Origin of the sequence: Actinomadura sp. 3N508 (genome assembly GCF_044326375.1) — a bacterium.
Lineage (GTDB): Bacteria > Actinomycetota > Actinomycetes > Streptosporangiales > Streptosporangiaceae > Spirillospora.
Map to the genome: position 1 here is coordinate 90958 of NZ_JBIRAX010000014.1, position 24572 is coordinate 115529.

At 70.6% G+C, this 24572-nt stretch carries 25 protein-coding genes; 15 read left to right on the forward strand and 10 right to left on the reverse strand.

Annotated elements, in window-relative coordinates:
• The first annotated feature begins 238 nt into the window (after window positions 1-238).
• On the forward strand, window positions 239-1081 hold the full coding sequence (locus ACH34S_RS36765; protein ID WP_395957516.1) for a sirohydrochlorin chelatase: 843 nt from the start codon (window positions 239-241) through the stop codon (window positions 1079-1081).
• On the opposite strand, the gene ACH34S_RS36770 is transcribed toward ACH34S_RS36765, so the two are convergent.
• The gene (locus ACH34S_RS36770; RefSeq protein ID WP_395957517.1) at window positions 1078-1872 is read right to left on the reverse strand and encodes an enoyl-CoA hydratase/isomerase family protein; all 795 of its coding nucleotides are present in this window, start codon (window positions 1870-1872) and stop codon (window positions 1078-1080) included. The genes ACH34S_RS36765 and ACH34S_RS36770 overlap by 4 nt on opposite strands.
• 4 nt (window positions 1873-1876) lie before the next feature.
• A complete protein-coding gene (locus ACH34S_RS36775; RefSeq protein WP_395957518.1) occupies window positions 1877-2779 on the reverse strand; it encodes an SDR family oxidoreductase in 903 nt (300 codons plus the stop codon).
• Window positions 2780-3006: 227 nt separating this feature from the next.
• Between ACH34S_RS36775 and ACH34S_RS36780 the strand changes: the two genes are divergently transcribed.
• From ACH34S_RS36780 to ACH34S_RS36810, 7 genes are all read left to right on the forward strand, one after another.
• Window positions 3007-4074, forward strand: coding sequence for a dihydrodipicolinate reductase (locus ACH34S_RS36780; RefSeq protein WP_395957519.1), 1068 nt, complete (start codon window positions 3007-3009; stop codon window positions 4072-4074).
• A 50-nt stretch (window positions 4075-4124) separates the two neighbouring features.
• Window positions 4125-5033 carry a glutathione S-transferase family protein gene (locus tag ACH34S_RS36785; protein ID WP_395957520.1) on the forward strand — a complete coding sequence of 303 codons (909 nt, stop codon included), beginning with the start codon at window positions 4125-4127 and terminating at the stop codon, window positions 5031-5033.
• 61 nt (window positions 5034-5094) lie between these two features.
• Entirely contained in the window at window positions 5095-5766 is a 672-nt protein-coding gene (locus ACH34S_RS36790) for an AIM24 family protein (protein ID WP_132177373.1), read from the forward strand.
• A 525-nt stretch (window positions 5767-6291) separates the two neighbouring features.
• Window positions 6292-9957, forward strand: coding sequence for a multifunctional oxoglutarate decarboxylase/oxoglutarate dehydrogenase thiamine pyrophosphate-binding subunit/dihydrolipoyllysine-residue succinyltransferase subunit (locus ACH34S_RS36795; RefSeq protein WP_395957521.1), 3666 nt, complete (start codon window positions 6292-6294; stop codon window positions 9955-9957).
• A gap of 87 nt (window positions 9958-10044) precedes the next feature.
• Entirely contained in the window at window positions 10045-10224 is a 180-nt protein-coding gene (locus ACH34S_RS36800; protein ID WP_395957522.1) for a DUF6104 family protein, read from the forward strand.
• A gap of 93 nt (window positions 10225-10317) precedes the next feature.
• Complete coding sequence (locus ACH34S_RS36805; protein ID WP_395957523.1) at window positions 10318-11163, forward strand: DUF4097 family beta strand repeat-containing protein; 846 nt, start codon at window positions 10318-10320, stop codon at window positions 11161-11163.
• 19 nt (window positions 11164-11182) lie between these two features.
• A complete protein-coding gene (locus ACH34S_RS36810) occupies window positions 11183-11917 on the forward strand; it encodes a helix-turn-helix transcriptional regulator (protein ID WP_395957524.1) in 735 nt (244 codons plus the stop codon).
• Window positions 11918-11938: 21 nt separating this feature from the next.
• Here the strand turns inward: ACH34S_RS36810 and ACH34S_RS36815 are convergent, their stop codons facing one another.
• From ACH34S_RS36815 to ACH34S_RS36830, 4 genes are all read right to left on the reverse strand, one after another.
• On the reverse strand, window positions 11939-12907 hold the full coding sequence (locus tag ACH34S_RS36815; protein WP_395957525.1) for a zinc-binding dehydrogenase: 969 nt from the start codon (window positions 12905-12907) through the stop codon (window positions 11939-11941).
• A gap of 133 nt (window positions 12908-13040) precedes the next feature.
• Entirely contained in the window at window positions 13041-13835 is a 795-nt protein-coding gene (locus tag ACH34S_RS36820) for an amino acid ABC transporter ATP-binding protein (RefSeq protein WP_395957526.1), read from the reverse strand.
• Window positions 13832-14803 (reverse strand): amino acid ABC transporter permease, encoded by a 972-nt coding sequence (locus tag ACH34S_RS36825; protein ID WP_395957527.1) that lies wholly within the window; start codon window positions 14801-14803, stop codon window positions 13832-13834. Before ACH34S_RS36825 ends, ACH34S_RS36820 begins: the two co-directional genes overlap by 4 nt.
• A gap of 3 nt (window positions 14804-14806) precedes the next feature.
• A complete protein-coding gene (locus ACH34S_RS36830; protein ID WP_395957528.1) occupies window positions 14807-15670 on the reverse strand; it encodes an ABC transporter substrate-binding protein in 864 nt (287 codons plus the stop codon).
• 486 nt (window positions 15671-16156) lie between these two features.
• Here ACH34S_RS36830 and ACH34S_RS36835 point away from each other — a divergent pair, with 486 nt between their 5' ends.
• Complete coding sequence (locus tag ACH34S_RS36835) at window positions 16157-17263, forward strand: NADP-dependent malic enzyme (protein WP_395957529.1); 1107 nt, start codon at window positions 16157-16159, stop codon at window positions 17261-17263.
• 3 nt (window positions 17264-17266) lie between these two features.
• Here the strand turns inward: ACH34S_RS36835 and sodX are convergent, their stop codons facing one another.
• Window positions 17267-17680 carry a nickel-type superoxide dismutase maturation protease gene (gene sodX, locus ACH34S_RS36840; protein WP_395957530.1) on the reverse strand — a complete coding sequence of 138 codons (414 nt, stop codon included), beginning with the start codon at window positions 17678-17680 and terminating at the stop codon, window positions 17267-17269.
• Between the two features lie 190 nt (window positions 17681-17870).
• On the opposite strand from sodX, the gene sodN reads away from it, so the two are divergent.
• Together sodN and ACH34S_RS36850 are read left to right on the forward strand one after the other, a co-directional pair.
• Window positions 17871-18272 (forward strand): superoxide dismutase, Ni, encoded by a 402-nt coding sequence (sodN, locus tag ACH34S_RS36845; protein WP_395957632.1) that lies wholly within the window; start codon window positions 17871-17873, stop codon window positions 18270-18272.
• Window positions 18273-18451: 179 nt separating this feature from the next.
• The gene (locus ACH34S_RS36850) at window positions 18452-18778 is read left to right on the forward strand and encodes a hypothetical protein (RefSeq protein ID WP_395957531.1); all 327 of its coding nucleotides are present in this window, start codon (window positions 18452-18454) and stop codon (window positions 18776-18778) included.
• Here ACH34S_RS36850 and ACH34S_RS36855 read toward each other — a convergent pair.
• Entirely contained in the window at window positions 18733-19245 is a 513-nt protein-coding gene (locus ACH34S_RS36855; protein ID WP_395957532.1) for a GNAT family N-acetyltransferase, read from the reverse strand. The two genes, ACH34S_RS36850 and ACH34S_RS36855, sit on opposite strands and share 46 nt — an antisense overlap.
• A gap of 169 nt (window positions 19246-19414) precedes the next feature.
• Between ACH34S_RS36855 and ACH34S_RS36860 the strand changes: the two genes are divergently transcribed.
• Both ACH34S_RS36860 and ACH34S_RS36865 read left to right on the forward strand, forming a co-directional pair.
• Entirely contained in the window at window positions 19415-19843 is a 429-nt protein-coding gene (locus ACH34S_RS36860) for an anti-sigma factor (RefSeq protein WP_395957533.1), read from the forward strand.
• A gap of 50 nt (window positions 19844-19893) precedes the next feature.
• Entirely contained in the window at window positions 19894-20652 is a 759-nt protein-coding gene (locus tag ACH34S_RS36865; protein ID WP_026401215.1) for an RNA polymerase sigma factor SigF, read from the forward strand.
• 57 nt (window positions 20653-20709) lie between these two features.
• On the opposite strand, the gene ACH34S_RS36870 is transcribed toward ACH34S_RS36865, so the two are convergent.
• The gene (locus tag ACH34S_RS36870) at window positions 20710-21231 is read right to left on the reverse strand and encodes a hypothetical protein (protein WP_395957534.1); all 522 of its coding nucleotides are present in this window, start codon (window positions 21229-21231) and stop codon (window positions 20710-20712) included.
• 121 nt (window positions 21232-21352) lie between these two features.
• Between ACH34S_RS36870 and ACH34S_RS36875 the strand changes: the two genes are divergently transcribed.
• Together ACH34S_RS36875 and ACH34S_RS36880 are read left to right on the forward strand one after the other, a co-directional pair.
• Entirely contained in the window at window positions 21353-22294 is a 942-nt protein-coding gene (locus ACH34S_RS36875; RefSeq protein WP_395957535.1) for a diacylglycerol/lipid kinase family protein, read from the forward strand.
• Window positions 22295-22587: 293 nt separating this feature from the next.
• Window positions 22588-22842: a WhiB family transcriptional regulator gene (locus ACH34S_RS36880; RefSeq protein WP_131963414.1), complete on the forward strand. Its 255-nt coding sequence runs from the start codon at window positions 22588-22590 to the stop codon at window positions 22840-22842.
• Window positions 22843-22855: 13 nt separating this feature from the next.
• Here the strand turns inward: ACH34S_RS36880 and ACH34S_RS36885 are convergent, their stop codons facing one another.
• Window positions 22856-24520 (reverse strand): histidine kinase N-terminal domain-containing protein, encoded by a 1665-nt coding sequence (locus ACH34S_RS36885; protein ID WP_395957536.1) that lies wholly within the window; start codon window positions 24518-24520, stop codon window positions 22856-22858.
• Between the last annotated feature and the right edge of the window lie 52 nt (window positions 24521-24572).

Consider the following 24572-nt stretch of genomic DNA (forward strand, 5'->3'; position numbering starts at 1 on the left):
GACCGGCATGGGCCGCACCGCCCCGGGATGCCCGATCCGGACAGAAGAAGATAGCGGCAAATCAGGACAATTTACGTCATTTCCCTCTGTTGTCCCGGGCCATTGCGCCATACTCTGCTTCTTCACCACCACTTCGCCTCGCGGCCGGCACGGGAAGGAGACCACGATTCACCCAGGCAACGACGGCGGCCGGGACGGGAGGCCGACCTCCTGGCGGGAGGGCGTTACGATGCCCGCCGTGAGTCCCGAAAGCCAGGTACCCGAGGCACTGCCGTCGCGACGGCGCCGCGCCCCCCGCGGCGGCCGGCACCGCGGCGACGAATCGTTCCTGCTTCCCCCCGGATCCCCCACGCTGGTCCTGGCCGTCCCCGGCCCCGCCCGGCGGGCCGGCGCCGAGCCCGCCCTGGAGCTGGCGCGGCTCGTCGAGATCGAGCACACCGGCCAGCCCGCCCGCGTCGCCTACCTGGAGGGCGACGAGGCGAACCTGCACAACGTCCTCGCCGGGCTGCGCCACGACCCGGACGAGCTCGGCGCCGTGGTCGTGCCGCTGTCCACCGGCCCCGACGCGGCCATGGACGCGGCCCTGCGCAACGCCGTCGCGGCGGCCCCGGCCAACGCCGTCGCCGCCGAGCCGCTCGGCCCGCACCCGCTCATCGCCGAGGCCCTGCACGACCGGCTCGCCGACTCCGGCCTCGCCCGCGCCGACCGGATCAGGCTGATGACGATGGTGACCGCCGCGTCCGGCGTCATCATCGCCACCCCAGGCGACGCCGCCGCCGTCCGGCAGGCCGAGGTCACCGGCGTGCTGCTCGCGTCCCGCCTGGCCGCGCCCGTCTTCACCGCCTCGCTGAACGACGAGGCGTCCGTCAAGGCAGCCGCCGAGCAGCTCCGCGCGGCGGGCGCCACGTCCATCGCGCTCGCCCCGCACCTGATCGGCCCGGAACCGGACGCGGCACGGGTGGCATCCGCCGCCGCCTCTGTCGGCTGCCCTTACTCCGGACCACTCGGCCCCCACCCGGCCCTGGCCCGCCTGGCCGCCCTCCGCTACGTGGAAGCCCTCTCCCTGGCCCTGGCTGACTAGAGGTTCTTGAATTCCGGGGGGCGTTTCTGGAGGGTGGCGGTCATGCCTTCGGCCAGGTCCTCGGTGAAGAAGGCGAGGGTCTGGACGGCGGTCTCCGCCATGAGCTGGCGGCGGAGGCCGGGGGCGTCGAGCGACGCGTTGAGCAGCTCCTTCGTGCGCCGCAAGCCGTAGGGGGACTTGGTGAGGAGTTCGTCGGCCAGGGCTTGCGCGGCGTCCAAGTCCGCGCCCTCGGGGGCGATCTCCGTGATGAGGCCGAGGGCGTCGGCGCGGGTCACGTCCAGGCGCTGGGCGCGGTAGGAGATCTCCGCGGCCTTCGCCGGGCCGACGAGGCGGGGCAGCAGCCACGACAGGCCGCAGTCGCCCGCGGAAAGCCCGAGATCGGTGAACGGCAGCACGAAGCGGGTGGTCGGGTCGGCGACCCGCAGGTCGCAGGCCAGCGCCCACGCCGCGCCGATGCCCGCGACCGGGCCGTGCAGCGCCGCGATCACCGGCTGCGGGATCTCCCGCAGCCGCGCGGTGACCTCGCCGCCGCGGGCGATGCCGTGGTGGAGCCGCTGGACGCGGCCTCCGGCGCCCTCCGCCGCCGGTCCGCCGCGCAGGTCCATGCCCGAGCAGAAGCCGCGGCCCTTGCCGGTGAGGACGACGACCTGGGTGTCCGGGTCGCGCATCAGCTCGTTGAGGACGTCCAGCAGCTCCTCGGTCAGCGCGACGTCGACGGCGTTCAGGCGCTCCGGACGGGACAGGGTGATCTTGCACACCCCGTCCCGCCGGTCGAGCTCGATCCCGCTCAACGGCTCACGAGCCGAGCTGCTGGATCAGCGGGCCCATCTGCTCCATCGCGTTCTTGTACACGGTCATCGGAGTGTCCGCGTTGATGGCCGCCCAGTTGTCGCGGACGTCCTCCACCGACAGCGTCTCGTTCTGCCCGTAGCCGGGGCCCTCGGTGACGAAGACCTTCGCGATGCGCCCGCCGCCGACGGTGTAGACCTCGCCGGAGTCATGGTTGGACTCGTGGACGAGGTAGGCGACGAGCGGCGTGACCTGCTCGACGCCGATCCGGTCGGCGAACTCGGCGGGCAGCAGGTCCTCGGTCATCCGGGTCCACGCGACCGGCGCGATCGCGTTGGCCTTGATGTCGTACTTGGCGCCCTCGTGCGCGAGGGTCTTGGTGAACCCGACCAGGCCCATCTTGGCGGTCGCGTAGTTGGCCTGGCCGAAGTTGCCGAACAGGCCCGCCGGGGACGAGGTGTTCACGATCCGCCCGTACCCGTTGTCGCGCAGGTGCGGCCAGGCGGCGCTGGAGACCAGGAACGAGCCGCGCAGGTGGACGGCGATGACCGCGTCCCACTCGTCCGCGGTCATGTTCTTGAACGAGCGGTCGCGCAGGATGCCCGCGTTGTTGATCAGGATGTCGAGCTTGCCGAACGCCTCCAGCGCGGTCCGCACGATCGACTCCGCGCCCTCCGGCGTCGCGACGTTGCCGGGGTTCGCGACGGCCTCGCCGCCGCTCTTGGTGATCTCGTCCGCGACCTCCTGGGCGGGCCCGGCGGAGGCGCCGGTGCCGGACCGGTCGCCGCCGAGGTCGTTGACGACGACCTTGGCGCCGCGCGCGGCCAGCTCCAGCGCGTGCCGCCGGCCGAGGCCGTGGCCCGCCCCGGTGACGACCGCGACCCGGCCGTCGTAGCGCAGTTCCGACATCTCAGACTCCTCACATGCACCGAACGGGACGGACTGCCCTAGGTAACCATCCAGGGGTTACCCAGTGGTACCAGTAAACCGAATCCCGCTCGGCCACGCCCCCCGGGTTCCGCCGCCCCACTGGACGTCATTTCGTTCCCGCGTACGATGGGGCTTGGGAGGAAAGTTTCACCGAATGCCGCTTTTCGCCCGATGCCGGGCGCGCTCCCTCGGAGGTCCCCGTCCCGATGAGCCCTGCCGACGCGTTCTCGACGAACCCCCGCCCGTACCGGGTCGTGCAGTGGGCGACGGGCGCGCTGGGCCGCTGCGTGATCCGGGGCGTCCTCGACCGGCCCGACATGGAGCTGGCCGGCGCCTGGGCGCACACCCCGGGCAAGGCGGGCGTCGATGCCGGGACGCTCGCCGGCCGCGACCCCATCGGCATCCCCGCCACCGGCGACTTACACGACGTCCTCGACCTGGACGCCGACTGCGTCGTCTACGCCCCCACCCCCGCCCTCGACCGCTACACCGACCTCGACCTGATCTGCTCGCTGCTGTCGTCCGGCAAGAACGTGATCGCCACCAACGGCTACGTCTACCCGCAGGCGCACGGTCCGCAGGTCGCGAGCGAGCTGGAGCAGGCGTGCAAGCGCGGCGGCACGTCCGTGCACGGCAGCGGGATCAGCAACGGCTTCATGGCGGACGTGATGCCCCTGGTCCTGTCGCGGCTGTCCCGGCGGATCACCCACGTCTACGCCCGCGAGTGCTTCGACTTCTCCCGGCACCCGTCCTGGCAGATGGTCCACCACACGGTCGGCTTCGGGAAGGACGAGGACGCCTTCCTGCGCGCGCTGCGGCCGAACCGCACCACGATGCGGGCGCTGTTCGCCGAGAGCCTGCACCTGGTCGCGGCCGGGCTCGGCGTCGACCTGGACGAGATCGACGTGGACGTCGAGCACCGCCTCGCCCGCACCGACCTCGCCACCGCCGCCGGTCCGGTCCCCCGCGGCACGGTCGCCGCGGTCCGCTGGACCTTCAGCGGCATCGCCGCCGGACGCCCGGTCATCACGGTCGAGATCGTGCACAAGGCGGACGCCGCCCGGATGCCCGACGAGTGGGGCCGCCCCGGCTACTCGCTCCGCGTGGAGGGCCGCCCGTCCGTCACGCTGGCGGCCGACGAGACCTGGGTGTCCGACCCGATCTCCGCCGCCGCGGCGCACGTGCTCAACTCCGTCCCGGTGGTCTGCGCGGCCCCGCCCGGCATCCGCACGCACCTCGACCTCCCGATGATCTGCGGCCGCATGCGAGTCTGAGAGGAAGACGGGAAAGAGGGGGACCTGTGGAGAACGTCAGGGAGTCGGGCATGACCACGCAGGAGGTCGGCAGCGGGCGGTTCGTCCGGCAGGCGAACCGGTTCACCGACCGGATCACCGCCGACGGCACGAGCGGGTTCCCGGCCGAATCCGGCCGCTACCGGCTGTTCGTGTCGTACGCGTGCCCGTGGGCGCAGCGGAGCATGATCGTCCGGGAGCTGCTGGGCCTGGAGGACGTGATCGGCCTGGCCGTCGTCGACCCCATCCGCGACGAGCGCGGCTGGCGGATCCCCGGCCGCGACCCCGTCACCGGCGCGGAGTTCCTCTCCGAGCTGTACCTGGCCACCGACCCCTCGTTCGAGGGCCGCTACACCGTCCCCTGCATCTGGGACACCGAGACGAAGCGCCTGGTCACCAACGACTTCCCGAACATCACCACGATGATGGAGACGGAATTCACGGAGTATCACCGTCCCGGTGCCCCCGACCTGTACCCGGAGGCACTTCGCCCCGAGATCGACGAGCTGAACGGCCTCGTCTACACGAACGTCAACAACGGCGTCTACAAGGCCGGTTTCGCCACCGACCAGGACGCCTACGAGGAAGCCGTGGACGCCCTCTTCACCACCCTCGACGACCTCGAAGAGCGCCTCGCCACCCGCCGCTACCTGCTCGGCGACCAGATCACCGAGGCCGACGTCCGCCTCTACACCACCCTCGCCCGGTTCGACGCCGTCTACTACTCGCACTTCAAGTGCAGCCTGCGCCGCCTGGTCGACTACCCGAACCTGTGGGCCTACGCCCGCGACCTGTACTCCGTCCCCGCCTTCGCCGGTACCACGGACTTCGACCACATCAAGCGCCACTACTACGTGACGCACCGGCACATCAACCCGACCGGCATCGTCCCCAAGGGACCCCTCGTGGACTGGACGACCCCGCACAACCGGGAACGTTGACCCCATCCCCTCGTTATGCTGGCGGTTCTCCCAGTAACCGCACGAGAGGCACCACCCGACCATGCGCAGCCAATTCTTCGGGAACATGGACCAGGGGCAGCAGCTCCCCGGCCACTTCGCACTCCAGAACTCCAAGATGCTCCGGGTCCACCTCAACGGGGACGTCCTGGCCCGGCAGGGCTCCATGGTCGCCTTCCAGGGCCAGATGGAGTTCGACTACGAAGGCTCCGGCGGCCTCGGCAAGTTCATGAAGAAGGCGCTGACCGGTGAGGGCGTGCCGCTGATGCGCGTCAAGGGCCAGGGCCTGCTGTTCTGCGCGAACGACGCCGACGACATCCACCTCTTCTACCTTGAGAACGAGGGCATGACCGTCAACGGCAAGAACATCCTCGCCTACGACTCGCACCTGCAGTCCGACATCCAGCGCGTCCAGGGCGCCGGCATCGCCGCGGGCGGCCTGTTCAACACCACCCTCACCGGCACCGGCTGGGTCGCCCTCACCACCCACGGCACCCCGGTCATGCTCGACTGCGGCCGCGCCCCGACCTTCGCCGACGGCCAGTCCGCCGTCGCGTGGAGCACCAGCCTCCAGGTCGGCGTCAACCGCACCTTCAAGGCGGGCGCCCTCATCGGACGCGGCAGCGGCGAGGCCATGCAGCTCGCCTACCAGGGCCAGGGCTTCGTCCTCATCCAGGCCAGCGAGGGTCCGACCGTAGCCCCCCACACCCACTAATTGCATTTCTCTCCTCCTTCGGGCCTTGGCGGCCCTCCATCGTCGAGAAACGCGGGCGATCGCTGGCATCGCTCCGGCTCGCCTGGCGGCTCGCTGCGCGATCAGGTTCTCGCAGGCTCGAACCTGCCTTCGGACGCGATCGCGAGTGTCGAGGTCGTTGCGGGGTTGCGCCGATGGCTGAGGTGGCTGCGACCCTGCACGACTCGATTCCTGGACGGGCCCGGTCCCTTGGCCGGGGCCTCAGCCGGGGCCACGGGTCGTGCGGCCGGAGGGCGCCCGGCGCCCGGAGGTCGCACGACCCGACGACGCAGGCGACCGGAGCGACGCCACGCACGCCCGTCACGGGCACGACAGACCGCAACGGCGGCGTGAGGATCGCCTGCGTCGTGACGGGGGGTTCCAGGGGGTCGCCCCCCTGGGTCAACACGGTAGCCTTGATTCGTCTCAGAACTTACCTGCGAGCTGCGGAAGAGGGCGATCTCCGCCGTGTCGACAGAGTCGTCGCAATCTAGTGCCGACCCCAACATGACAGACTTCGGCGCCAACGAGTGGCTGGTCGACGAGCTGTACCAGAAGTACCTCGAGGACCCGAACTCGGTTGACGAGGCCTGGTGGAACTTCTTCGCGGACTACCAGCCGGACAGCCGGCCGTCGTCCGTGACGTCTGCGTCCCCCCCGGCGCCGTTCGATGGCGCGGCCGCCAAGGCCGCGAACGGTTCCCCGGCCGCTCCGCCGACACCGCAGCAGCCCGTGAAGCCGCCGAAGGCGGAGGCCGCGAAGCCGGCGCCGAAGAGCGACAAGCCTGCTCCGCCGCCGGTTCCCGAGGGCGCCGAGGAGGTCCGGCTGCGCGGCGTCGCGGCGCGGACGGCGTCCAACATGGAGGCCAGCCTCGGGGTTCCGACGGCGACGAGCGTGCGGGCCGTCCCGGCGAAGTTGCTGATCGACAACCGCATTGTGATCAACAACCATCTGAAGCGCGGCCGGGGCGGAAAGGTCTCGTTCACGCATCTGATCGGTTACGCGATCGTCAAGGCGCTCGCGGCGATGCCGGAGATGAACGCGGCGTTCACCGAGGTGGACGGCAAGCCGGTGCTGATCCGGCCGGAGCACGTGAACTTCGGGCTGGCGATCGACCTGCAGAAGAGCGACGGGTCGCGGCAGCTGGTCGTGCCGAGCATCAAGGCCGCCGAGACGCTCGACTTCCGCCAGTACTGGGCCGCCTATGAGGAGATCGTCCGCAAGGCCCGCAGCGGCAAGCTCACCATTGAGGACTTCCAGGGCACGACGATCAGCCTGACGAACCCGGGCACGATCGGGACCGTCCACTCGGTGCCGCGCCTGATGCCCGGCCAGGGCACCATCATCGGCGTCGGCGCGATGGAGTTCCCGGCGGAGTTCGCGGGCGCGTCCAGCGACACCCTCGCCCGCATGGGGATCAGCAAGGTCATGACGCTGACCTCCACCTACGACCACCGGATCATCCAGGGCGCGCAGTCGGGCGACTTCCTGCGCCGCATCCACGAGCTGCTGCTCGGCGCCGACGGCTTCTACGACGAGATCTTCGAGGCGCTGCGCATCCCGTACGAGCCGGTGCGCTGGGTGAAGGACATCTCCGCCACCCACGAGGACGACGTCGCCAAGGTCGCGCGCGTCCACGAGCTGATCCACGCCTACCGGGTCCGCGGCCACCTGATGGCCGACACCGACCCGCTGGAGTACAAGCAGCGCCGCCACCCCGACCTCGACATCCTCAAGCACGGCCTCACCCTGTGGGACCTGGAGCGCGAGTTCGCGACCGGCGGGTTCGGCGGCAAGCCGACGATGCAGCTGCGCGAGATCCTCGGCGTGCTGCGGATGGCGTACTGCCGGACGGTCGGCATCGAGTACATGCACATGCAGGACCCGGAGGAGCGCGCCTGGATCCAGGAGCGCGTGGAGGTCCCGCACGAGAAGCCGTCCCGCGAGGAGCAGCTGCACGTGCTGCGCCGGCTGAACAGCGCGGAGGCGTTCGAGACGTTCCTGCAGACCAAGTTCGTCGGGCAGAAGCGGTTCTCGCTGGAGGGCGGCGAGTCCGTCATCCCGCTGCTCGACTCGGTGATCTCGGCGGCGGCCAAGGACAGCCTGGACGAGGTCGTCATCGGCATGGCGCACCGCGGCCGGCTGAACGTGCTGGCCAACATCGTCGGCAAGTCCTACGGGCAGATCTTCGGCGAGTTCGAGGGCAACCTCGACCCGCGGAGCGCGCAGGGCTCGGGCGATGTGAAGTACCACCTCGGCGCGGCGGGCGACTTCGTCGCCGACGACGGCTCCAAGATCCACTGCGAGCTGGTCGCGAACCCCTCGCACCTGGAGACGGTCGACCCGGTGCTGGAGGGCGTCGTCCGCGCCAAGCAGGACCTGCTGGACGTCGGCGAGGCCGGGTTCAGCGTGCTGCCGATCCTGGTGCACGGCGACGCCGCGTTCGCCGGGCAGGGCGTGGTCGCCGAGACGCTGAACCTGTCGCAGCTGCGCGGCTACCGCACCGGCGGCACCGTCCACGTGATCATCAACAACCAGGTCGGGTTCACCACCGCGCCGGAGTACTCGCGCTCCAGCGTCTACTCCACCGACGTGGCCCGGATGATCCAGGCGCCGATCTTCCACGTCAACGGCGACGACCCCGAGGCGTGCGCGCGGGTGGCGCGGCTGGCGTTCGAGTACCGGCAGACGTTCAAGAAGGACGTCGTCATCGACATGGTCTGCTACCGGCGGCGCGGCCACAACGAGGGCGAGAACCCCTCGTTCACCCAGCCGCTGATGTACGACCTGATCGACGCCAAGCGCTCGGTGCGCAAGCTCTACACCGAGGCGCTGATCGGCCGCGGCGACATCACCGTCGAGGAGGCCGAGCAGGCGCTGCGCGACTACCAGGAGCAGCTGGAGCGCGCGTTCACCGAGACCCGCGAGGCGGTCAAGCGGCCGCAGGAGCCGGGCTCGGTGGTCAAGCCGGACGTCGAGGAGAGCATCCCGATCGACCACGCCTCGGCGGGGTCGGCGATCCCGGCCGAGACCGTCAAGCGGATCATCGAGTCGCAGGTCTCCCTGCCGGAGGGCTTCACCCCGCACCCGCGGCTCCAGCCGATCCTGCAGCGCCGCGCGCAGATGATCGAGGACGACGCGATCGACTGGGCCACCGGCGAGCTGCTCGCGATGGGCTCGCTGCTGATCGACGGCCACCCGGTGCGGCTCGTCGGCCAGGACACCCGCCGCGGGACGTTCGGCCAGCGCCACGCCGTCCTCGTCGACCGCAAGAACGGTGAGGAGTACACCCCCCTCAAGCAGTTCGGGCAGGGCGTGTCGAAGTTCTACGTCCACGACTCGCTGCTGAGCGAGTACGCGGCGATGGGCTTCGAGTACGGCTACTCCATGACCCGCCCCGACGCGCTGGTCTGCTGGGAGGCCCAGTTCGGCGACTTCGCCAACGGCGCCCAGTCGATCGTGGACGAGTACATCTCCTCCGGCGAGCAGAAGTGGGGCCAGCACTCCAGCGTCGTGCTGCTGCTGCCGCACGGCTACGAGGGGCAGGGCCCCGACCACTCCTCCGCGCGGATCGAGCGCTTCCTCCAGCTGTGCGCGCAGGACAACATGACCGTGATCTACCCGACCACCCCGGCGAACTACTTCCACCTGCTGCGCTGGCAGGTGCTGTCGAAGCGGAACAAGCCGCTGGTGGTGTTCACGCCCAAGTCGCTGCTGCGGCTGAAGGCGGCCACCTCCCCGGTCGAGCAGATCACCGGCGGTGCGTTCCAGCCGATCATCCCCGAGGTGAACCCGGCGATCGACCCGGCGGGCGTGCGGCGCGTGCTGCTCACCACCGGCAAGATCTACTACGACGTGGCCAAGGCCCGCGACGCCGCGGCCGCGACCGACACCGCCGTCGTCCGGGTCGAGCGCCTCTACCCGCCGCCGGTCGACGAGATCAAGGCCGAGCTCGCCAAGTACCCGGCGGGCGTCGAGGTCGTGTGGGTGCAGGACGAGCCCGCGAACATGGGCGCCTGGCCGTTCATGGCGCTGAAGTTGCCGCACCACATCGACGGGCTGAAGATGTCGCGGGTGTCGCGCCCGGCGTCGTCGTCCCCGGCGGTGGGCTCGGCGAAGCTGCACCAGGCCGAGCAGGAGGCCCTGCTCGCCCGCCTGTTCGCACCCAAGTAGACGTGACGGACTCTGGGGGCTCCGGCGCACGGCGCCGGAGCCCTCGGCGTCCCGGGCCGACGATCAGCACGAGAGAGAAACCAGGCAATGTACTTCACCGATCGGGGCATCGAGGAGCTGACGGACCGGCGCGGCGCCGAGGAGGTCAGCCTGGCGTGGCTGGCCGAGCGCCTGCGCGAGTTCGTCGACCTCAACCCCGAGTTCGAGACGTCCGTCGACCGGCTCGCCACCTGGCTGGCCCGGCTGGACGAGGAGGACGACGAGTAGCGCGGAGGCGGTCGGCCGCACGGGCCGGATGAACACGTAACTGAACGCGATACATCTTGACTTTCCAGAGACGCGACATATCGTGTTTACTGGATGGGGCGCAGCTCGGACGAAGGGCAGATCGCGATGTCGCGCTGGACGATCGACGAACCGACCACCCTCGACTTCGACGGCGTGGTCGCGCTGCGGGCCACGCTGATCGCCGGGACGATCTCGGTGCTCGCCTCCGCCGAGCGCCCGTCCGTCATGGTCGGCGAGGTCGAGGGCCCGCCGCTGGTGATCACGCACGAGGCGGGCATGCTGACGATCTCCCACGAGAACCTGTGGGAGGGCGTGCTGAACTGGCTGCGCACCCAGCGGTGCCGGGCCGCCGTCACGGTGACCGTCCCGCACGACTGCCCGGTCAGCCTCAACCTCGTGTCGGCGGACGCCGTCGTCACCGGCACGACGGCCCGCACGTCCATCAAGAGCGCCTCCGGCGACGTGACGCTCGACGGCGTCGCGGGCGCGGTCGACGCCAACACCGTCTCCGGCGCGGTCGAGGCGCAGGGGCTGGACGGCGCGGTCGCGTTCACCTCCGTCTCCGGCGACCTGTCCCTCGCGGGCGGCTCCGTCGCCCGGCTGTCGGCGCGGGCCGTCAGCGGCCGCGTCGCCGCCGACGTGCACCTGGACGGCGACGCACGCGTGGACGTCAACACCGTCTCCGGCGCGGTGGCGCTGCGCATCCCCCAGTCCGCGGACGCGCAGGTCACGCTGAACTCGGCCGCCGGGCCGCTGGACACCACGTTCCCCGAGCTCACCGAGCAGGACGGCCTGCTCGGGCGCACCCGGTCCGGCAGGATCGGCGACGGCTCGGGACGGCTGAAGGTCAACACCGTGTCCGGCGCCGTCACCCTCATCGGGCGCGACGACGGCGAGCCCGACATCACCACCCCGTGAAGGGAGAAGTGAGGACGACGTGAGTCCCGTTTTCGGCCACGGTCGCCTGCGGCTGTACCTGCTGAAGCTCCTGGAGGAGAGCCCGCGGCACGGCTACGAGGTGATCCGGCTCCTCCAGGACCGGTTCCTCGGGGTCTACTCGCCCTCCCCCGGAACGATCTATCCGCGGCTCGCCCGGCTGGAGTCGGAGGGCCTGGTCACCCATGAGGTGATCAAGGGCAAGAAGGTGTACTCGCTGACCGACAAGGGCCGCGAGGAGCTGGAGCGCCGGATGGACGAGCTCGCGGAGCTGGAGGAGGAGATCTCCGCGTCGGCGCAGGAGTTCGCCCGCGGCGTGCAGGAGGACGTGCGGCAGACCGTCCGGACGCTGCGCGAGGAGCTCACCCAGGCCGCCCGGACGATGCGCGACGAGGGCAAGGCGACGTCCAAGGACGCCTGGAAGGAGACGACCGGCCGGCAGAAGGACGAGTGGAAGCGCCAGAAGGAGTACTGGCGCGAGCAGACGCAGGGGTGGAAGGAGGAGTGGCGGAAGAACTGGGAGGACGCCTGGAAGACGGCGACCGGGACCCGCGAGGACGTCGCCCGCCTCAAGCTGGAGCGCCTGCTGCGCGGGTTCGTCGAGGACGTCCGCAAGGCCGCCAAGTCGGCCCGGCTGGACGACGACGACCTCGCCGCCGCCCAGACCCTCCTGAACGAGTCCTGCGAACGCCTGAAGCAGGAGATCTTCCGCACGGACGAGCCGAAGAAGCCCTGACGGCCCGGCCGGCCCTGACCGTCAGGGCGTGAAGATGATCTTCCCGAAGAGGTCTCCCTCCGCCATGGCGGCGAACCCCTCGTGCGCCCGGCTCAGCGGCAGCGTCCGGTCGATCACGGGCTTGGTGCCCGTCTTGACCAGGAACCGCGCCAGCCGCTCCAGCTGGTCCCGCGTCCCCATGGTGGACCCGATCACCGACAGCTGCAGGAAGAACACCCGGTTCAGCTCCGCCGGCGGCACCGCCCCGCTGGTGGCGCCGGAGACCACGATCCGGCCGCCGGGCCGCAGCGACTTCAGCGAATGCGACCACGTCGCCTGGCCCACGGTCTCGATGACGGCGTCGACCCGCTCCGGCAGCCGCGCGCCCGTCTCGAACGCCTCGTCCGCGCCGAGTCCCCGCGCCCGCTCGCGCTTGGCCTCGCTGCGGCTGGTCGCGTAGACGCGGTACCCGGCCGCCGCCGCCAGCGCGATCGCCGCGGTCGCGACGCCGCCGCCCGCGCCCTGCACCAGTACCGAGGCCCCGGGCTGCAGGCCCGCCTTGTCGAACAGCATCCGGTACGCGGTGAGCCAGGCCGTCGGCAGGCACGCGGCCTCCTCGAACGACAGCCCGGCCGGTTTCGGGACGAGGTTGCGGCGCGGCACCGCGACCTTCTCCGCCAGCGTCCCCGGATGGACCTCCGACAGCAGCGACCGCTTCGGGTCGAGGGTCTCGTCGCCGCCCCCGCGGCTGGGATCGCCGATCACCGAGTGGACGATGACCTCGTTGCCGTCCTCGTCCACCCCGGCCGCGTCGCAGCCGAGGATCATCGGGAGCCGGTCGGCGGGCAGCCCGACGCCCTTGAGCGACCACAGGTCGTGGTGGTTGAGCGCGGCCGCCTTCACCGTGACGGTCGTCCACCCGTCCGGCACGTCGGGATCGGGCCGCTCCCCTGCCGCCAGCCCGTTCAGCGGATTGTCTGCGTCGATCTTGGTTGCCGTGACAGCGAACATGCAAGGCACCCTAATCGACCGTCCGGTCGGCGAACGGCCCGCCCCCAGGGGACGGACCGTCCTCCAGCCTCCACCCACCACCATTCAACGGACGAGCTCCGCTCGACGGCCGTTCTACGCCTGCGGAACCGCGTCAGAGGACCTTGGAAAAGAAGTCCCTCGTGCGCTGGTGCTGCGGGTCGGCCAGCACCTCGCGGGGCACGCCCTTCTCGACGACGACGCCCTCGTCCATGAAGACCAGCGAGTCGCCGACCTCCCGGGCGAAGCCCATCTCGTGCGTGACCACGATCATGGTCATGCCGTCGAGCGCGAGCTGCTTCATGGCCTCCAGGACGTCGCCGACCAGCTCCGGGTCCAGCGCGGAGGTGGGCTCGTCGAACAGCATCAGCGCGGGCTCCATGGCCAGCGCCCGCGCGATCGCGACCCGCTGCTGCTGCCCGCCGGACAGCTGCGCCGGGTAGCTCTGCGCCTTGTCGCCCAGCCCGACCCGCGCCAGCAGGGCGAGCGCCCGCTCGCGGACCTCCGCCTTCGGCTGCCGCTTCACCCGGACCGGCGCCTCCATGATGTTCTCCAGCGCCGTCATGTGCGGGAACAGGTTGAACCGCTGGAACACCATGCCGATCTCGCGGCGCTGCGCGGCGACCTCGCGGTCGCGGAGCTCGTAGAGCTTGCCGCCCGACTCGCGGTAGCCGACCAGGTGGCCGTTCACCCACAGCCGCCCGGAGTCGATCTTCTCCAGGTGGTTGATGCAGCGCAGGAACGTCGACTTGCCCGATCCGGACGGCCCGACGACGCACATCACCTCGCCCGACCTGACCTCCAGGTCGATGCCCTTCAGCACCTCCAGCCGGCCGAACGACTTGTGCACCGCCTCCGACCTCACCATCAGGCCGCCTCCGCTGGCCGGCTCTCCGCCAACGTCGCTCATGCGGCACCTCCTCCCCCGCCGCCGAAGCCGAGCAAGCGCAGTCCCGCCCTCTTCTCCCTGGTGACTTCCGCCCCGCGGGAGAAGTGGCGCTCGATGAAGAACTGGCCCACCAGCAGGAAACTGGTCAGGATCAGGTACCAGATGCAGGCCGCGACCAGCATCGGGAAGACGTTGAACGTCCGCGATCCGACCGCCTGGAGCTGGAAGAACAGCTCGTTGCTGACCGGGACGTAGGCCACCAGCGAGGTGTCCTTGAGCATCGCGATGGTCTCGTTGCCGGTCGGCGGGACGATCACGCGCATCGCCTGCGGCAGGATGATCCGGCGCATGGTCTGGAACCGCGACATGCCGAGGGCGCCCGCGGCCTCCTCCTGGCCCGGGTCGACCGACAGGATGCCGGCGCGCACGATCTCCGCCATGTAGGCGGCCTCCGACAGCGCCAGCGCCAGCAGGCCGGCCATGAAGCCGGTCAGCAGGGTGCGGGCGTCGAGGGTGAACAGGGTGCCGTCGATGTCGACGCCCATCAGGTCGCCGAGCGGCCCGGCGAACGGGACCCCGCCGACGTGGTACTTGGCGTACAGGATGCCCATGTTGCCGAACAGGATCGCCAGCACGAGGCGGGGGACGGCCCGGAAGAACCAGGTGTAGAGCCAGGCGACGCCGCTGAGGACGGGGTTGTCCGACAGCCGCATCACGGCGAGGACGACCCCGGACAGGACACCGATCAGCATCGCCAGCACGGTCAGCGCGATGGTGGTCCAGACACCGCGGATGATGTTGGGCCGGAACGCGTTGTCGACAAGGAACGACCACTGGAACTGCTTGTTCGTGACCAGCATGTTGACGAACATCGCGGTGAGGACCGCGATGACCGCAACCGCCACCCAGCGGCCGGGGTGCCGGACCGGCACGGCCTTGATCGCCTCAGGCCGCGCCGGATCCGGCGTCTGTTTTGTGAGATCCGCCATCGGTTACGGGTTAACGGCCGAGTCGGTGATCGCCCCCGCCTGCACGTTCCACTTCTCCAGGATCTTCTTGTAGGTGCCGTCCGCCTGGAGGGCCTTGGTGGCGCCGGCGATGGCCTCGGCGAGCTGCGTCTGTTCCTTCTGCACGACGAAGCCGTACGGGGCGGCCTCGTAGATGTCGCCGAGCAGCTCGAGCTGGCCGTTGGTCTTCTTCACCGCGTAGGCGATGATCGGCGAGTCGGCGAGCCCGGCGTCGTCCTTGCCGGACACGATCGCCGCGGTCGCCTGGTCCTGGCCCTGGTACTGGTCGATGGTGATCGCGGGCTTACCGGCGGCCGTGCACTCCTTCGACCGCTTCTGCACGTCGTCGACCTGGACGGTGGCCTTCTGCACGGCGATCTTCTTGCCGCAGGCGTCGTCGGGCTGGACACCGCCGGGGTTGCCCTTCTTGGTCGCCCACTGGGTGCCGGCATTGAAGTAGCTCACCATCGTGACGACCTTCTTGCGCTCGTCGTTGATGGTGAAGGAGGACACGCCCGCCTCGTACTTGCCGGACTGGACGCCGGGGACGATGTCGTCGAACTTGCTGGAGACCCATTCGGTCTTGAGACCGAGCTTGGCCGCCACGGCGTCGAACAGCTCGCGGTCCCAGCCGATGACGGTCTTGCCGTCGGTGTCCAGGAACTCGTTCGGCGCGTAGGTGGAGTCGGTGCCGATGAGGATCTTGCCGTCCGACTTGATCGCGTCGGGGACCATCGCCGCCAGCTTGGCGTCCGCGCCTCCCGAAGCGGTGATCTTGGGGCCCCCACCCGTGTCGTCTTTCTTCTCGCCGCATGCCGAGAGCGCGAGCGCGCCCGTCAGCACCAGCACGCCTGTCACGATCCCGTGACGACGCAGAGAACCGGTGATCACTGGTCCCCTCCCAGATGGTTGCGTCGGATCCGCGTAGATCCGTAGGTCAGGAGCACATCTTGGCGTACAACCTCCCTGATCTGGATAAAGGGTGCGAAACAATCGCGCAACGAGGGAGCCCCGGGGCGGCAGCTCAACGTCGCCGTTCCCCGCGGAACGCAACCGTACGGCCACACTTCGGCAACGCCCGCGTGACCATCGCCACGGTCCACTCTCGACCGGGATCCGGGAGGGGGTATGGCACAATCGGACAACGGGTGACCCCCGTACGTCACGAGATGACCACCGGGTGACCGGCCACCAGACCTTCAGCACCGCGGCGGCGTCCAAGAAAGCCAACTTTCACTGACAGGGGTCGCAGTGGCTGCTCAGCCCATTCCCACCGAACCTTCTTCCCTGGACGATGATCCGGCCTTCCCGCTGCATCGCGGCGGGAAACTGGAGATGCGCTCGACCATCCCGGTCCGCGACGCCGCCGACCTGTCGCTGGCCTACACGCCGGGCGTCGCCCGCGTCTGCACCGCGATCGCCGACCACCCCGAACTGGCCTACGACTACACGTGGACGTCCAAGGTCGTCGCCGTGGTCACCGACGGCACCGCCGTGCTCGGGCTCGGCGACATCGGCCCGGCCGCGTCCATGCCGGTCATGGAGGGCAAGTCCCTGCTGTTCAAGGAGTTCGCCGGCGTCGACTCGGTGCCGATCGCGCTGAGCTGCACGGGCGTCGACGAGATCGTCGACACGGTGGTCCGGATGGCGCCGAGCTTCGGCGGCATCAACCTGGAGGACATCAGCGCCCCCCGCTGCTTCGAGATCGAGGACCGGCTCCGCGCCGCGCTCGACATCCCCGTCTTCCACGACGACCAGCACGGCACCGCGATCGTGGTGCTCGCCGCCCTGACCAACGCGGCCCGGCTCGTCGGCCGGCCCCTCTCCGATCTGCGCGCCGTGGTGGCGGGCGCGGGCGCGTCCGGCATCGCGGTCTCGAAGATGCTCATCGAGGGCGGCATCGGCGACATCGCCCTGTCCGACAGCAAGGGCCTCATCTACGAGGGACGCGACGGCCTGAACCCCGTCAAGGAGCGCATCGCCGCGATCACGAACCGCTCGCACCTCAAGGGCTCCACGGAAGAGGCGCTGCGCGGCGCCGACGTGTTCATCGGGCTGTCGGGCGGCACCGTCCACGAGTCGTGCGTCGCCACGATGTCGCAGGACGCGATCGTCTTCGCCCTCTCCAACCCGACCCCCGAGGTCCACCCGGAGGTCGCCCGCCGGCACGCGAAGGTCGTCGCGACGGGCCGCAGCGACTACCCGAACCAGATCAACAACGTGCTGGCCTTCCCCGGCATCTTCCGCGGCGCCCTGGACGTCCGCGCGCACTCCATCACCGAGGGCATGAAGCTCGCCGCCGCGAACGCCCTGGCCGGCATCGTCGGCGACGACCTGACCCCCGACTACGTGATCCCCGGCCCCTTCGACGACCGCGTCGCCCCGGCCGTCACCGAGGCCGTGGCCGCCCAGGCCCGCCGCGAGGGCGTCGCCCGCATCTGACGGTCACTCAAGCCGGCCCGTGTCCCCCTGGCGGGACGCGGGCCGCAGGATCGCCGGTCGCGGCCAGTAGCGCGCCACGACACGGCCGACGATGAGCGCGTCGGGAACGGCGCCGAAGTCCCAGCTGTCGCGGCGGCCCCGGGCGCCCTGGTTGTCGCTCTCCAGCCACCACCCGTCCCGCGCCCGGTGATCGGCGCGCTTGACGATCAGCAGCTCCCGCCGCTCCGGATGGCGGGCCACGACGACGTCCCCGGCCTCGGGACGGACGCCGGTCCGCACGAGCAGCCAGTCCCCCGGCCGCAGCCCCGGCAGCATCGAGTCGCCCGTGACCTCGACGGTCCGCAGCCGCCCGCGCGCACCGGTCAGCGCCAGCGCCGCCGCCCCGGCCAGCCCCCAGAACAGCGTGCGGATACGCATGGTCCTCCTTGCAAGCCGGCACAGGGCCGCCCGCATAGTTCGCCGGACGGCGGTCATGAACGGGAAGGGTCCCGGGCATCGCTCCAGGACCTAGGCCGAATTACCGAGCGCCCTGGCCGGACGGGCCCACGGGCACAAGAGTAATGTCGAGGACCTGAGCATGATCCGCAACGAGGGAAGGGAATCGCAGGTGTTGCTCAAGCTTCTGCGCCCGAAGACAACGGTGTCCGCTCACTGCGACCTGCCGTGCGGCGTCTACGACCCGGCGCAGGCCCGGATCGAGGCCGAGTCGGTCAAGGCGATCGCCGAGAAGTACGCGGCCAACGAGGACCCGGAGTTCCGCGCCCGGGCGATCCTGATCAAGGAGCAGCGTTCCCAGCTGGTCAAGGAGCACCTGTGGGTGCTCTGGACCGACTACTTCAAGCCGCCGCACTTCGAGAAGTACCCGCACCTGCACCAGCTGTTCAACGAGGCGACCAAGCTCGCCGGTGCCACGGGGACCAAGGGGAGCATGGACGTCGGCGTCGCGGAGCAACTGCTCGCCAAGATCGCGGAGATCGACAAGATCTTCTGGGAGACGAAGCAGGGCTGACCAGCCAGAACACCGAGGCCCGGCCCCGATGGGGCCGGGCTTCAGCCATGTCCGGGGACGTCCCGGCGCGGCCTGCGCGGAGGTGGGGCGTTGCCCGGCGGGCGCGGGCAGGTCATTCTTCTCTCAAGAAGAGTTCGGCATGGCGGGGCCGGCGGCGGACTGCGAACGCGGCGGTGCGTGTGAGCGACGAGATCGAATGCCCGGAGTGCGGTGGGACAGGCGAGCAGCGCCTGGGGCCGCTGCAGTTGATGTGCATGTACTGCCACGGCCGGAAGGTCGTGAGCGGCGAGCATGAGCCCGCGGACGGCGGGCCGCGCCCCCAGGGCCTGCCGGTGGAGGGCGAGGAGTACGACGCCCGTGTCCACGGGCCGCTTCCGCCCGTCTGGGAGCATCCGGCGGTGCGGGGGTCGGGCCTCTGCACGCACTGCCTCGGCGCCGGTGTCGTCGTGGCGGAGGGGACCTACGCGGAGGCGCCGTGCCCGCTGTGCTCGGGGGGCGGGCGGTAGGACGCGGCGGCCCCCTTGAGGGCGTCGCCGGTGAGGCGGTAGACCGTCCACTCGTCCTGCGGGCGCGCGCCCATCGACTCGTAGAAGTCGATGGCGGGCTTGTTCCAGTTGAGGACGGACCACTCGACCCGGCCGTAGCCGCGCTCGTCCGCGATCCTGGCCAGTTCGGTGAGGAGGGCCTTGCCGTGGCCGTGCCCGCGGACGGCGGGGTCGACGAACAGGTCCTCCAGGTAGATCCCGTGCGTCCCGTTCCACGTCGAGTAGGTGAGGAACCACATCGAGAACCCGATGACGCGGCCCTCGTGCTCGGCCACGTGGGCGTACACCTTCGGGTCCGGGCCGAAGAGGCTCTCGCGGATCTGCTCCTCGGTGGCCTTCACCTCGTGCAGGGCGCGCTCGTACTCGGCGAGCTCGCGGATCAGCCGCAAAATGTCGGGAACGTCGTTGGGTGTCGCGAATCGGATCACCCGTGCAGGCTATCCGGACGTGACGCACGCCTCCCTCCCGGGAGGTTTGGTTCGCGTCCCCTCACGTCGTCGCGGACATTGGTGAGAAAGCCACGCGCGGCGAAGTCTCGCACAGGGGCTCGCAGGCGGTAGTTTCGGAAGCAGCGGGACCATCCTGCGAGGGAGTGACGTGACCGAGGAAACCGCTGCAATGCCGACCAGTACGAAGTTGTCCGTCCGCGACGTGGTGACGGTCAAGTTGCCCGCCGCGAGCGCCTACCTGTCCGTCCTGCGGACGGCGACCGCCGGCCTCGCGGCCAGGCTCGACTTCACGCTGGACGAGATAGAAGATTTGCGCATCGCCGTCGACGAGGCGTGCGCGATGCTGCTCGCCCAGGCCCTGCCGGGGACGGACCTGGTGTGCGAGTTCGAGCTGACCGGCGAGGCCATGCGCATCTCCGTCTCCGTGCTCACCGTGGACGGCGAGGTGCCGAGCCGCGACACCTTCGCCTGGACCGTCCTGTCGTCGCTGGCGGGTGAGGTGGACGCCCAGGTGGGCGCCGACGACCGGGTGACCGTGACGCTGCAGAAGCGCCGCGGCGCGGCGGGGGCCCCGTGACAGAGAAGACGACGATCGCCGGCGCGAGCAACGAGCGGTCCGAGAGCGCGGTGCCGGACCGCGCCCGCGCCCGTGCGCTGTTCGAGCGCCTCGCCGAGCTTCCCGAGGGCGACCCCGAGCGCCAGCGCATCCGCGACCAGCTGGTGGAGCTGCACCTGCCGCTCGTGGAGTACCTCGCCCGCCGCTTCCGCAACCGCGGCGAATGGCTGGACGACCTGATCCAGGTCGCCACGATCGGGCTGATCAAGTCGATCGACCGGTTCGACCTGGAGCGCGGCGTGGAGTTCTCCACCTACGCCACGCCCACCATCGTCGGCGAGATCAAGCGGCACTTCCGCGACAAGGGCTGGGCGGTGCGCGTCCCGCGCCGGCTGCAGGAGCTGAAGCTGTCGCTGACCAAGGCGATCAGCGACCTCGCCCAGCGGGAGGGCCGCGCGCCGACCGTCAGCGAGCTGGCCGCGCACCTGCAGATGAGCGAGGAGGAGGTGCTGGAGGGCCTGGAGTCCGCCAACGCCTACTCCACCGTCTCCCTCGACGCGCCCGACTCCGGTGACGAGGACGCGCCCGCCGTGGCCGACTCCCTCGGCATGGTCGACGAGTCGCTTGAGGGCGTCGAGTACCGCGAGTCCCTCAAGCCGCTGCTGGAGAAGCTCCCCGCCCGCGAGAAGAAGATCCTTCTGCTGCGGTTCTTCGGCAACATGACCCAGTCGCAGATCGCGGCCGAGCTCGGCATCTCCCAGATGCACGTGTCCCGGCTGCTCGCCCGCACCCTCGCCCAGCTCCGCGAGGGCCTCACCGCCGACGAGTAACCAGGCGTCGAGCGGAGCTCGTCCGTTGAATGGCGGTGGGTGGGGGCTGGAGGACGGTCACTTCTTGGTGGGCTGTTCCTTCAGGCGCTCTTTGAGGCGCTGCCCCAGAGACCGCGGTTCACCAGGGCTCTGCACGGGCGCGGCCTCTTCCCGGACGCCCTTGTCGCCGTCCTCGCGCACGTCGTCGTCCTCGTCCTCATCGTGATCGGTGATCAGCCAGGCCGTGCTCGGCGGGCTGAGCACGGTGACGAGCGCGAGGACGGCGACGGCCGCCATCGGGATCGCGATCGCCGGGCGGTCGCTCTGCCACAGCGACCACGCCACCGGCAGCGCGAACAGCTGCGTCAGCACCGCGGGGGCGCGGCTCCACTGGTCGGCGCGCCACACCCCCCGCGCGCACGCGAGCATGCCGAGGCCGCCCGCGAGCGCGAGGACGGTGACCCCGATCGCGCTGGCCGGGTCGACGGCGCCGCCGGTGGCGGTCTCCACGCCGGTGTACACGCCGAAACCGACGGCGGCGACGCCCTCCACGGCCTCGAGGGCGGCGGCGGCCTGCACGGTGATGGGACGCTTGGACACAATCGAAAACCCTACTCGCCCCGCCCGGCGATCAGGTCCGAGGGCGGTTTCCCCAAGGCCTGGCGGCAGGGCGGGGGTAACAACGGGCGAACGCATCCGGAACGATCGATACCCTGACGCCGTGCGCGCCATGCTCATCGCCAATCCCAAGGCGACCTCGACCTCCCGGCGGGCCCGCGACATCCTGATGCGGGCCTTCACCGGCGATCTCGACCTGGTCCTCGCCGAGACCGGCCATCGCGGCCACGCCGCCGAGCTGTCCCGGCAGGCGGCCGTGGACGGCTACGACGTCGTGATCACGCTCGGCGGCGACGGGACGGTGAACGAGGCCGTCAACGGGTTGCTGGCCCATGGCCCGTCCTCCGCCCTGCCCTCGCTGGCGGTGCTGCCGTCCGGCAGCACCAACGTGTTCGCCCGCACGCTCGGCCTGCCCGGCGACCCGATCGGCGCGACGAAGGCGGTCCTGGACGCGCTGCGCGCCGGGCGGCGCCGCACGATCGGGCTCGGCACGGCCTCCCACGACGGCGGCCCGGAGCGCTACTTCACGTTCTGCGCGGGCGTCGGGCTGGACGCCGAGGTCGTCCGGGAGGTCGAGCGCAGGCGCGCCGCCGGGGCCACCGCCTACAACTCGCTGTACGTCCAGACGGCGCTCCGGCATTTCTTCTCCGGCACCGACAGGCGGCATCCGGCGCTCACTTTGGAACAGCCCGGACGCCCGCCGAAATCTGGACTGTTCCTCGCGTTCATCTCCAATACTTCGCCCTGGACTTTCATGGGCCGGCTCGCGGTGAATCCGAGTCCTAAGGCGAACTTCTCGCGCGGCCTGGACGTGTTCGGCGTGCGTTCGCTGGACGTCGGCCCGACGCTCGGGGCGGTGGCGCAGATGCTCACCGCGCGTGGCCGTCCGGTGCAGGGCCGGCACGTGGTGAACGTGCACGATGCGGCGGAGGTCACATTGCGCGCGGAGCGGCCCATGGCCTTTCAGCTGGACGGCGACTACCTCGGCGAACAGCACAGCGTGACGTTCCGATCGGTTCCGAAGGCAATACGCATCGTCATTTGAGGCTGTTGGGGCGGCCAGGTGAGAGCCAAGTAACACGCCCGTCCCACGGATGTGACACATGCGACATCCATACTTTGAGAATCCTTTCTCAAAGGTCTTGCGTCTGCCCGCGCCCCCCTGACAACCTCAAAGTGCGCTTGCCGACATAGGGACCCCGACGACGCTGGTCCCCGTCTCGCGGCGCCGCCGAACATTCACCCCTGGAGATGGCCACAGCCACCCGGGTGTTCGCGACATGTGAAACCGTTCACAAGAGTGGAGCATCTCCACCACCTGACGAAGGAGTGGACCGCATGGACTGGCGCCACCGCGCAGCCTGCCGTGACGTGGACCCCGAGCTTTTCTTCCCGATCGGCAACACCGGGCCCGCGATCCTGCAGATCGAGGAGGCCAAGCAGGTGTGCCGCCGCTGCGACGTCACCGACGCCTGCCTGCGCTGGGCGCTGGAGTCCGGCCAGGACTCGGGCGTATGGGGCGGCATGGGCGAGGACGAGCGCCGCGCCCTGAAGCGCCGCGCCTCCCGCGCCCGCGCCCGCGCCGGTCTGTAGCCGGACCTCAGCCTCACTTGGCTTGGGGCGGCTGACGGCGTGAGGATTGCGCCTCGCCCAGGGGGATGTCGACGACGACCTCGGTGCCGCCACCCTCACGGGGGCGGAAGTCCAGGTGGCCGCCCAGTTCCCCGACGATCAGCGTCCGGACGATCTGGAGCCCCAGGCTGTTGCTGCTCTCCACGTCGAAGTCCGCGGGGAGGCCGATCCCGTCGTCGGCGACGACCGTGACGAGACGGCGGCCCGCACCTTCCCTCCGGACGGCGGCGGCGGCGCGCGGCTCGTGCTCGTCCGCGCCCGGCCAGTCACCCCAGACCGAGACGCCGCCCGGATCGCGGGGCACATCGCCGTCGCCGTAGCGGTGCGCGACGACCTCAAGCGTCCCGAAGCGGTTCGTCAGGCCGTGCTCCAGGGCGTTCTGGAGCAGCTCGGTGAGCGCCATCGCCAGCGGCGTGGCGACCTCGGCGGGCAGGACACCGAAACTCCCGGTCCGCTTCGGCGTGACCTTGGTCTCCGGCGTCGACACCTCCCCCGCCATCGTGATCACCCGGTCGGCGATGTCGTCGAAGTCGATCAGCTCGTCGGGGGTGTGCGACAGCGTCTCGTGGACGATCGCGATCGACCCGACGCGGCGGACGGCCTCGTCCAGCGCCGCCCGCCCCTCCGGGATCTGCAGCCGCCGCGCCTGGAGCCGCAGCAGCGCCGCGACCGTCTGCAGGTTGTTCTTCACCCGGTGGTGGATCTCCCGGATGGTGGCGTCCTTGGTCAGCAGCTCCCGGTCGCGCCAGCGCAGCTCGGTGACGTCCCGGCACAGCACGATCGCGGCGATCCGCTCCCCGGTGACGACCAGCGGGATCGTCCGCAGCTGCATGATCGACCCGTGTGACTCCACCTCGACCTCGCGGGGCGCCCGGCCGGACAGGACGACGCTCAGCGCCTCCTCCATCGGCTCCCCCGTGTCGCACAGGTCGGCGGTGATCTGCCCGAGCGACTCGCCGACCAGGTCGGCCGGGTAGCCGAGCCGCCGGTACGCCGACTGCGCGTTCGGGCTGGCGTAGGTGACCCGGCCGGTGCGGTCCAGCCGCATCAGCCCGTCGCCGACGCGCGGCGAGCGGACCATGTTCGGCTCCTCGCCCGGCGCCGGGAACGTTCCCTCGCAGATCATCGTCGCGAGGTCGCTGGCGCTCTGCAGGTAGGTCAGCTCCAGGCGGCTCGGCGTGCGGGCCGAGCTGAGGTTCGTGCTCCGCTGGATCACGCCCAGCACCTTCGGGCCGCGCCGCACCGGGATCGACTCCTCCCGGACGGGGATGCCGCTGCCCCACTCCGGGTCGCCCTCCCGGACGATCCGCCGCTCCCGCCACGCCACGTCGATCAGCCCGCGCCGTCCCGTCCGGACGACCTTGCCGACGAGGTCTTCCGGGTAGGCGGTCGGCCCGGTCGTCGGCCGCATCTGCGCGATCGCCATCCAGCCCGGGACGGCGGCGCCGGGGTCCGGCAGGACGCGGCGGCCGCGGTCGGCGGGCAGCGCGTCCGCCGACCGGAGCGGCACCCAGAGCAGCAGGTCGGCGAACGACAGGTCGGCGAGGAGCTGCCAGTCGGACACCAGGGCGTGCAGCCACTCCAGGTCGTCCCCGGTGAGATCGCTGTGATCGCGGACGAGATCGGTCAAGGTAGGCACGCCACCATCATCGCCGATGGGCTTTGGTGCCCGGGCGGGTCCCCCGTCCTGC

Coding starts and splice junctions, on each gene's coding strand:
- ACH34S_RS36775 (WP_395957518.1), bottom strand. CDS start 2,779: ATGTCGGAACTGCGCTACGACGGCCGGGTCGCGGTCGTCACCGGGGCG.
- ACH34S_RS36780 (WP_395957519.1), top strand. CDS start 3,007: ATGAGCCCTGCCGACGCGTTCTCGACGAACCCCCGCCCGTACCGGGTC.
- ACH34S_RS36825 (WP_395957527.1), bottom strand. CDS start 14,803: ATGGCGGATCTCACAAAACAGACGCCGGATCCGGCGCGGCCTGAGGCG.
- sodX (WP_395957530.1), bottom strand. CDS start 17,680: ATGCGTATCCGCACGCTGTTCTGGGGGCTGGCCGGGGCGGCGGCGCTG.
- ACH34S_RS36820 (WP_395957526.1), bottom strand. CDS start 13,835: ATGAGCGACGTTGGCGGAGAGCCGGCCAGCGGAGGCGGCCTGATGGTG.
- ACH34S_RS36785 (WP_395957520.1), top strand. CDS start 4,125: ATGACCACGCAGGAGGTCGGCAGCGGGCGGTTCGTCCGGCAGGCGAAC.
- ACH34S_RS36805 (WP_395957523.1), top strand. CDS start 10,318: ATGGGGCGCAGCTCGGACGAAGGGCAGATCGCGATGTCGCGCTGGACG.
- ACH34S_RS36815 (WP_395957525.1), bottom strand. CDS start 12,907: ATGTTCGCTGTCACGGCAACCAAGATCGACGCAGACAATCCGCTGAAC.
- ACH34S_RS36795 (WP_395957521.1), top strand. CDS start 6,292: ATGACAGACTTCGGCGCCAACGAGTGGCTGGTCGACGAGCTGTACCAG.
- ACH34S_RS36790 (WP_132177373.1), top strand. CDS start 5,095: ATGCGCAGCCAATTCTTCGGGAACATGGACCAGGGGCAGCAGCTCCCC.
- ACH34S_RS36800 (WP_395957522.1), top strand. CDS start 10,045: ATGTACTTCACCGATCGGGGCATCGAGGAGCTGACGGACCGGCGCGGC.
- ACH34S_RS36835 (WP_395957529.1), top strand. CDS start 16,157: ATGCGCTCGACCATCCCGGTCCGCGACGCCGCCGACCTGTCGCTGGCC.
- ACH34S_RS36880 (WP_131963414.1), top strand. CDS start 22,588: ATGGACTGGCGCCACCGCGCAGCCTGCCGTGACGTGGACCCCGAGCTT.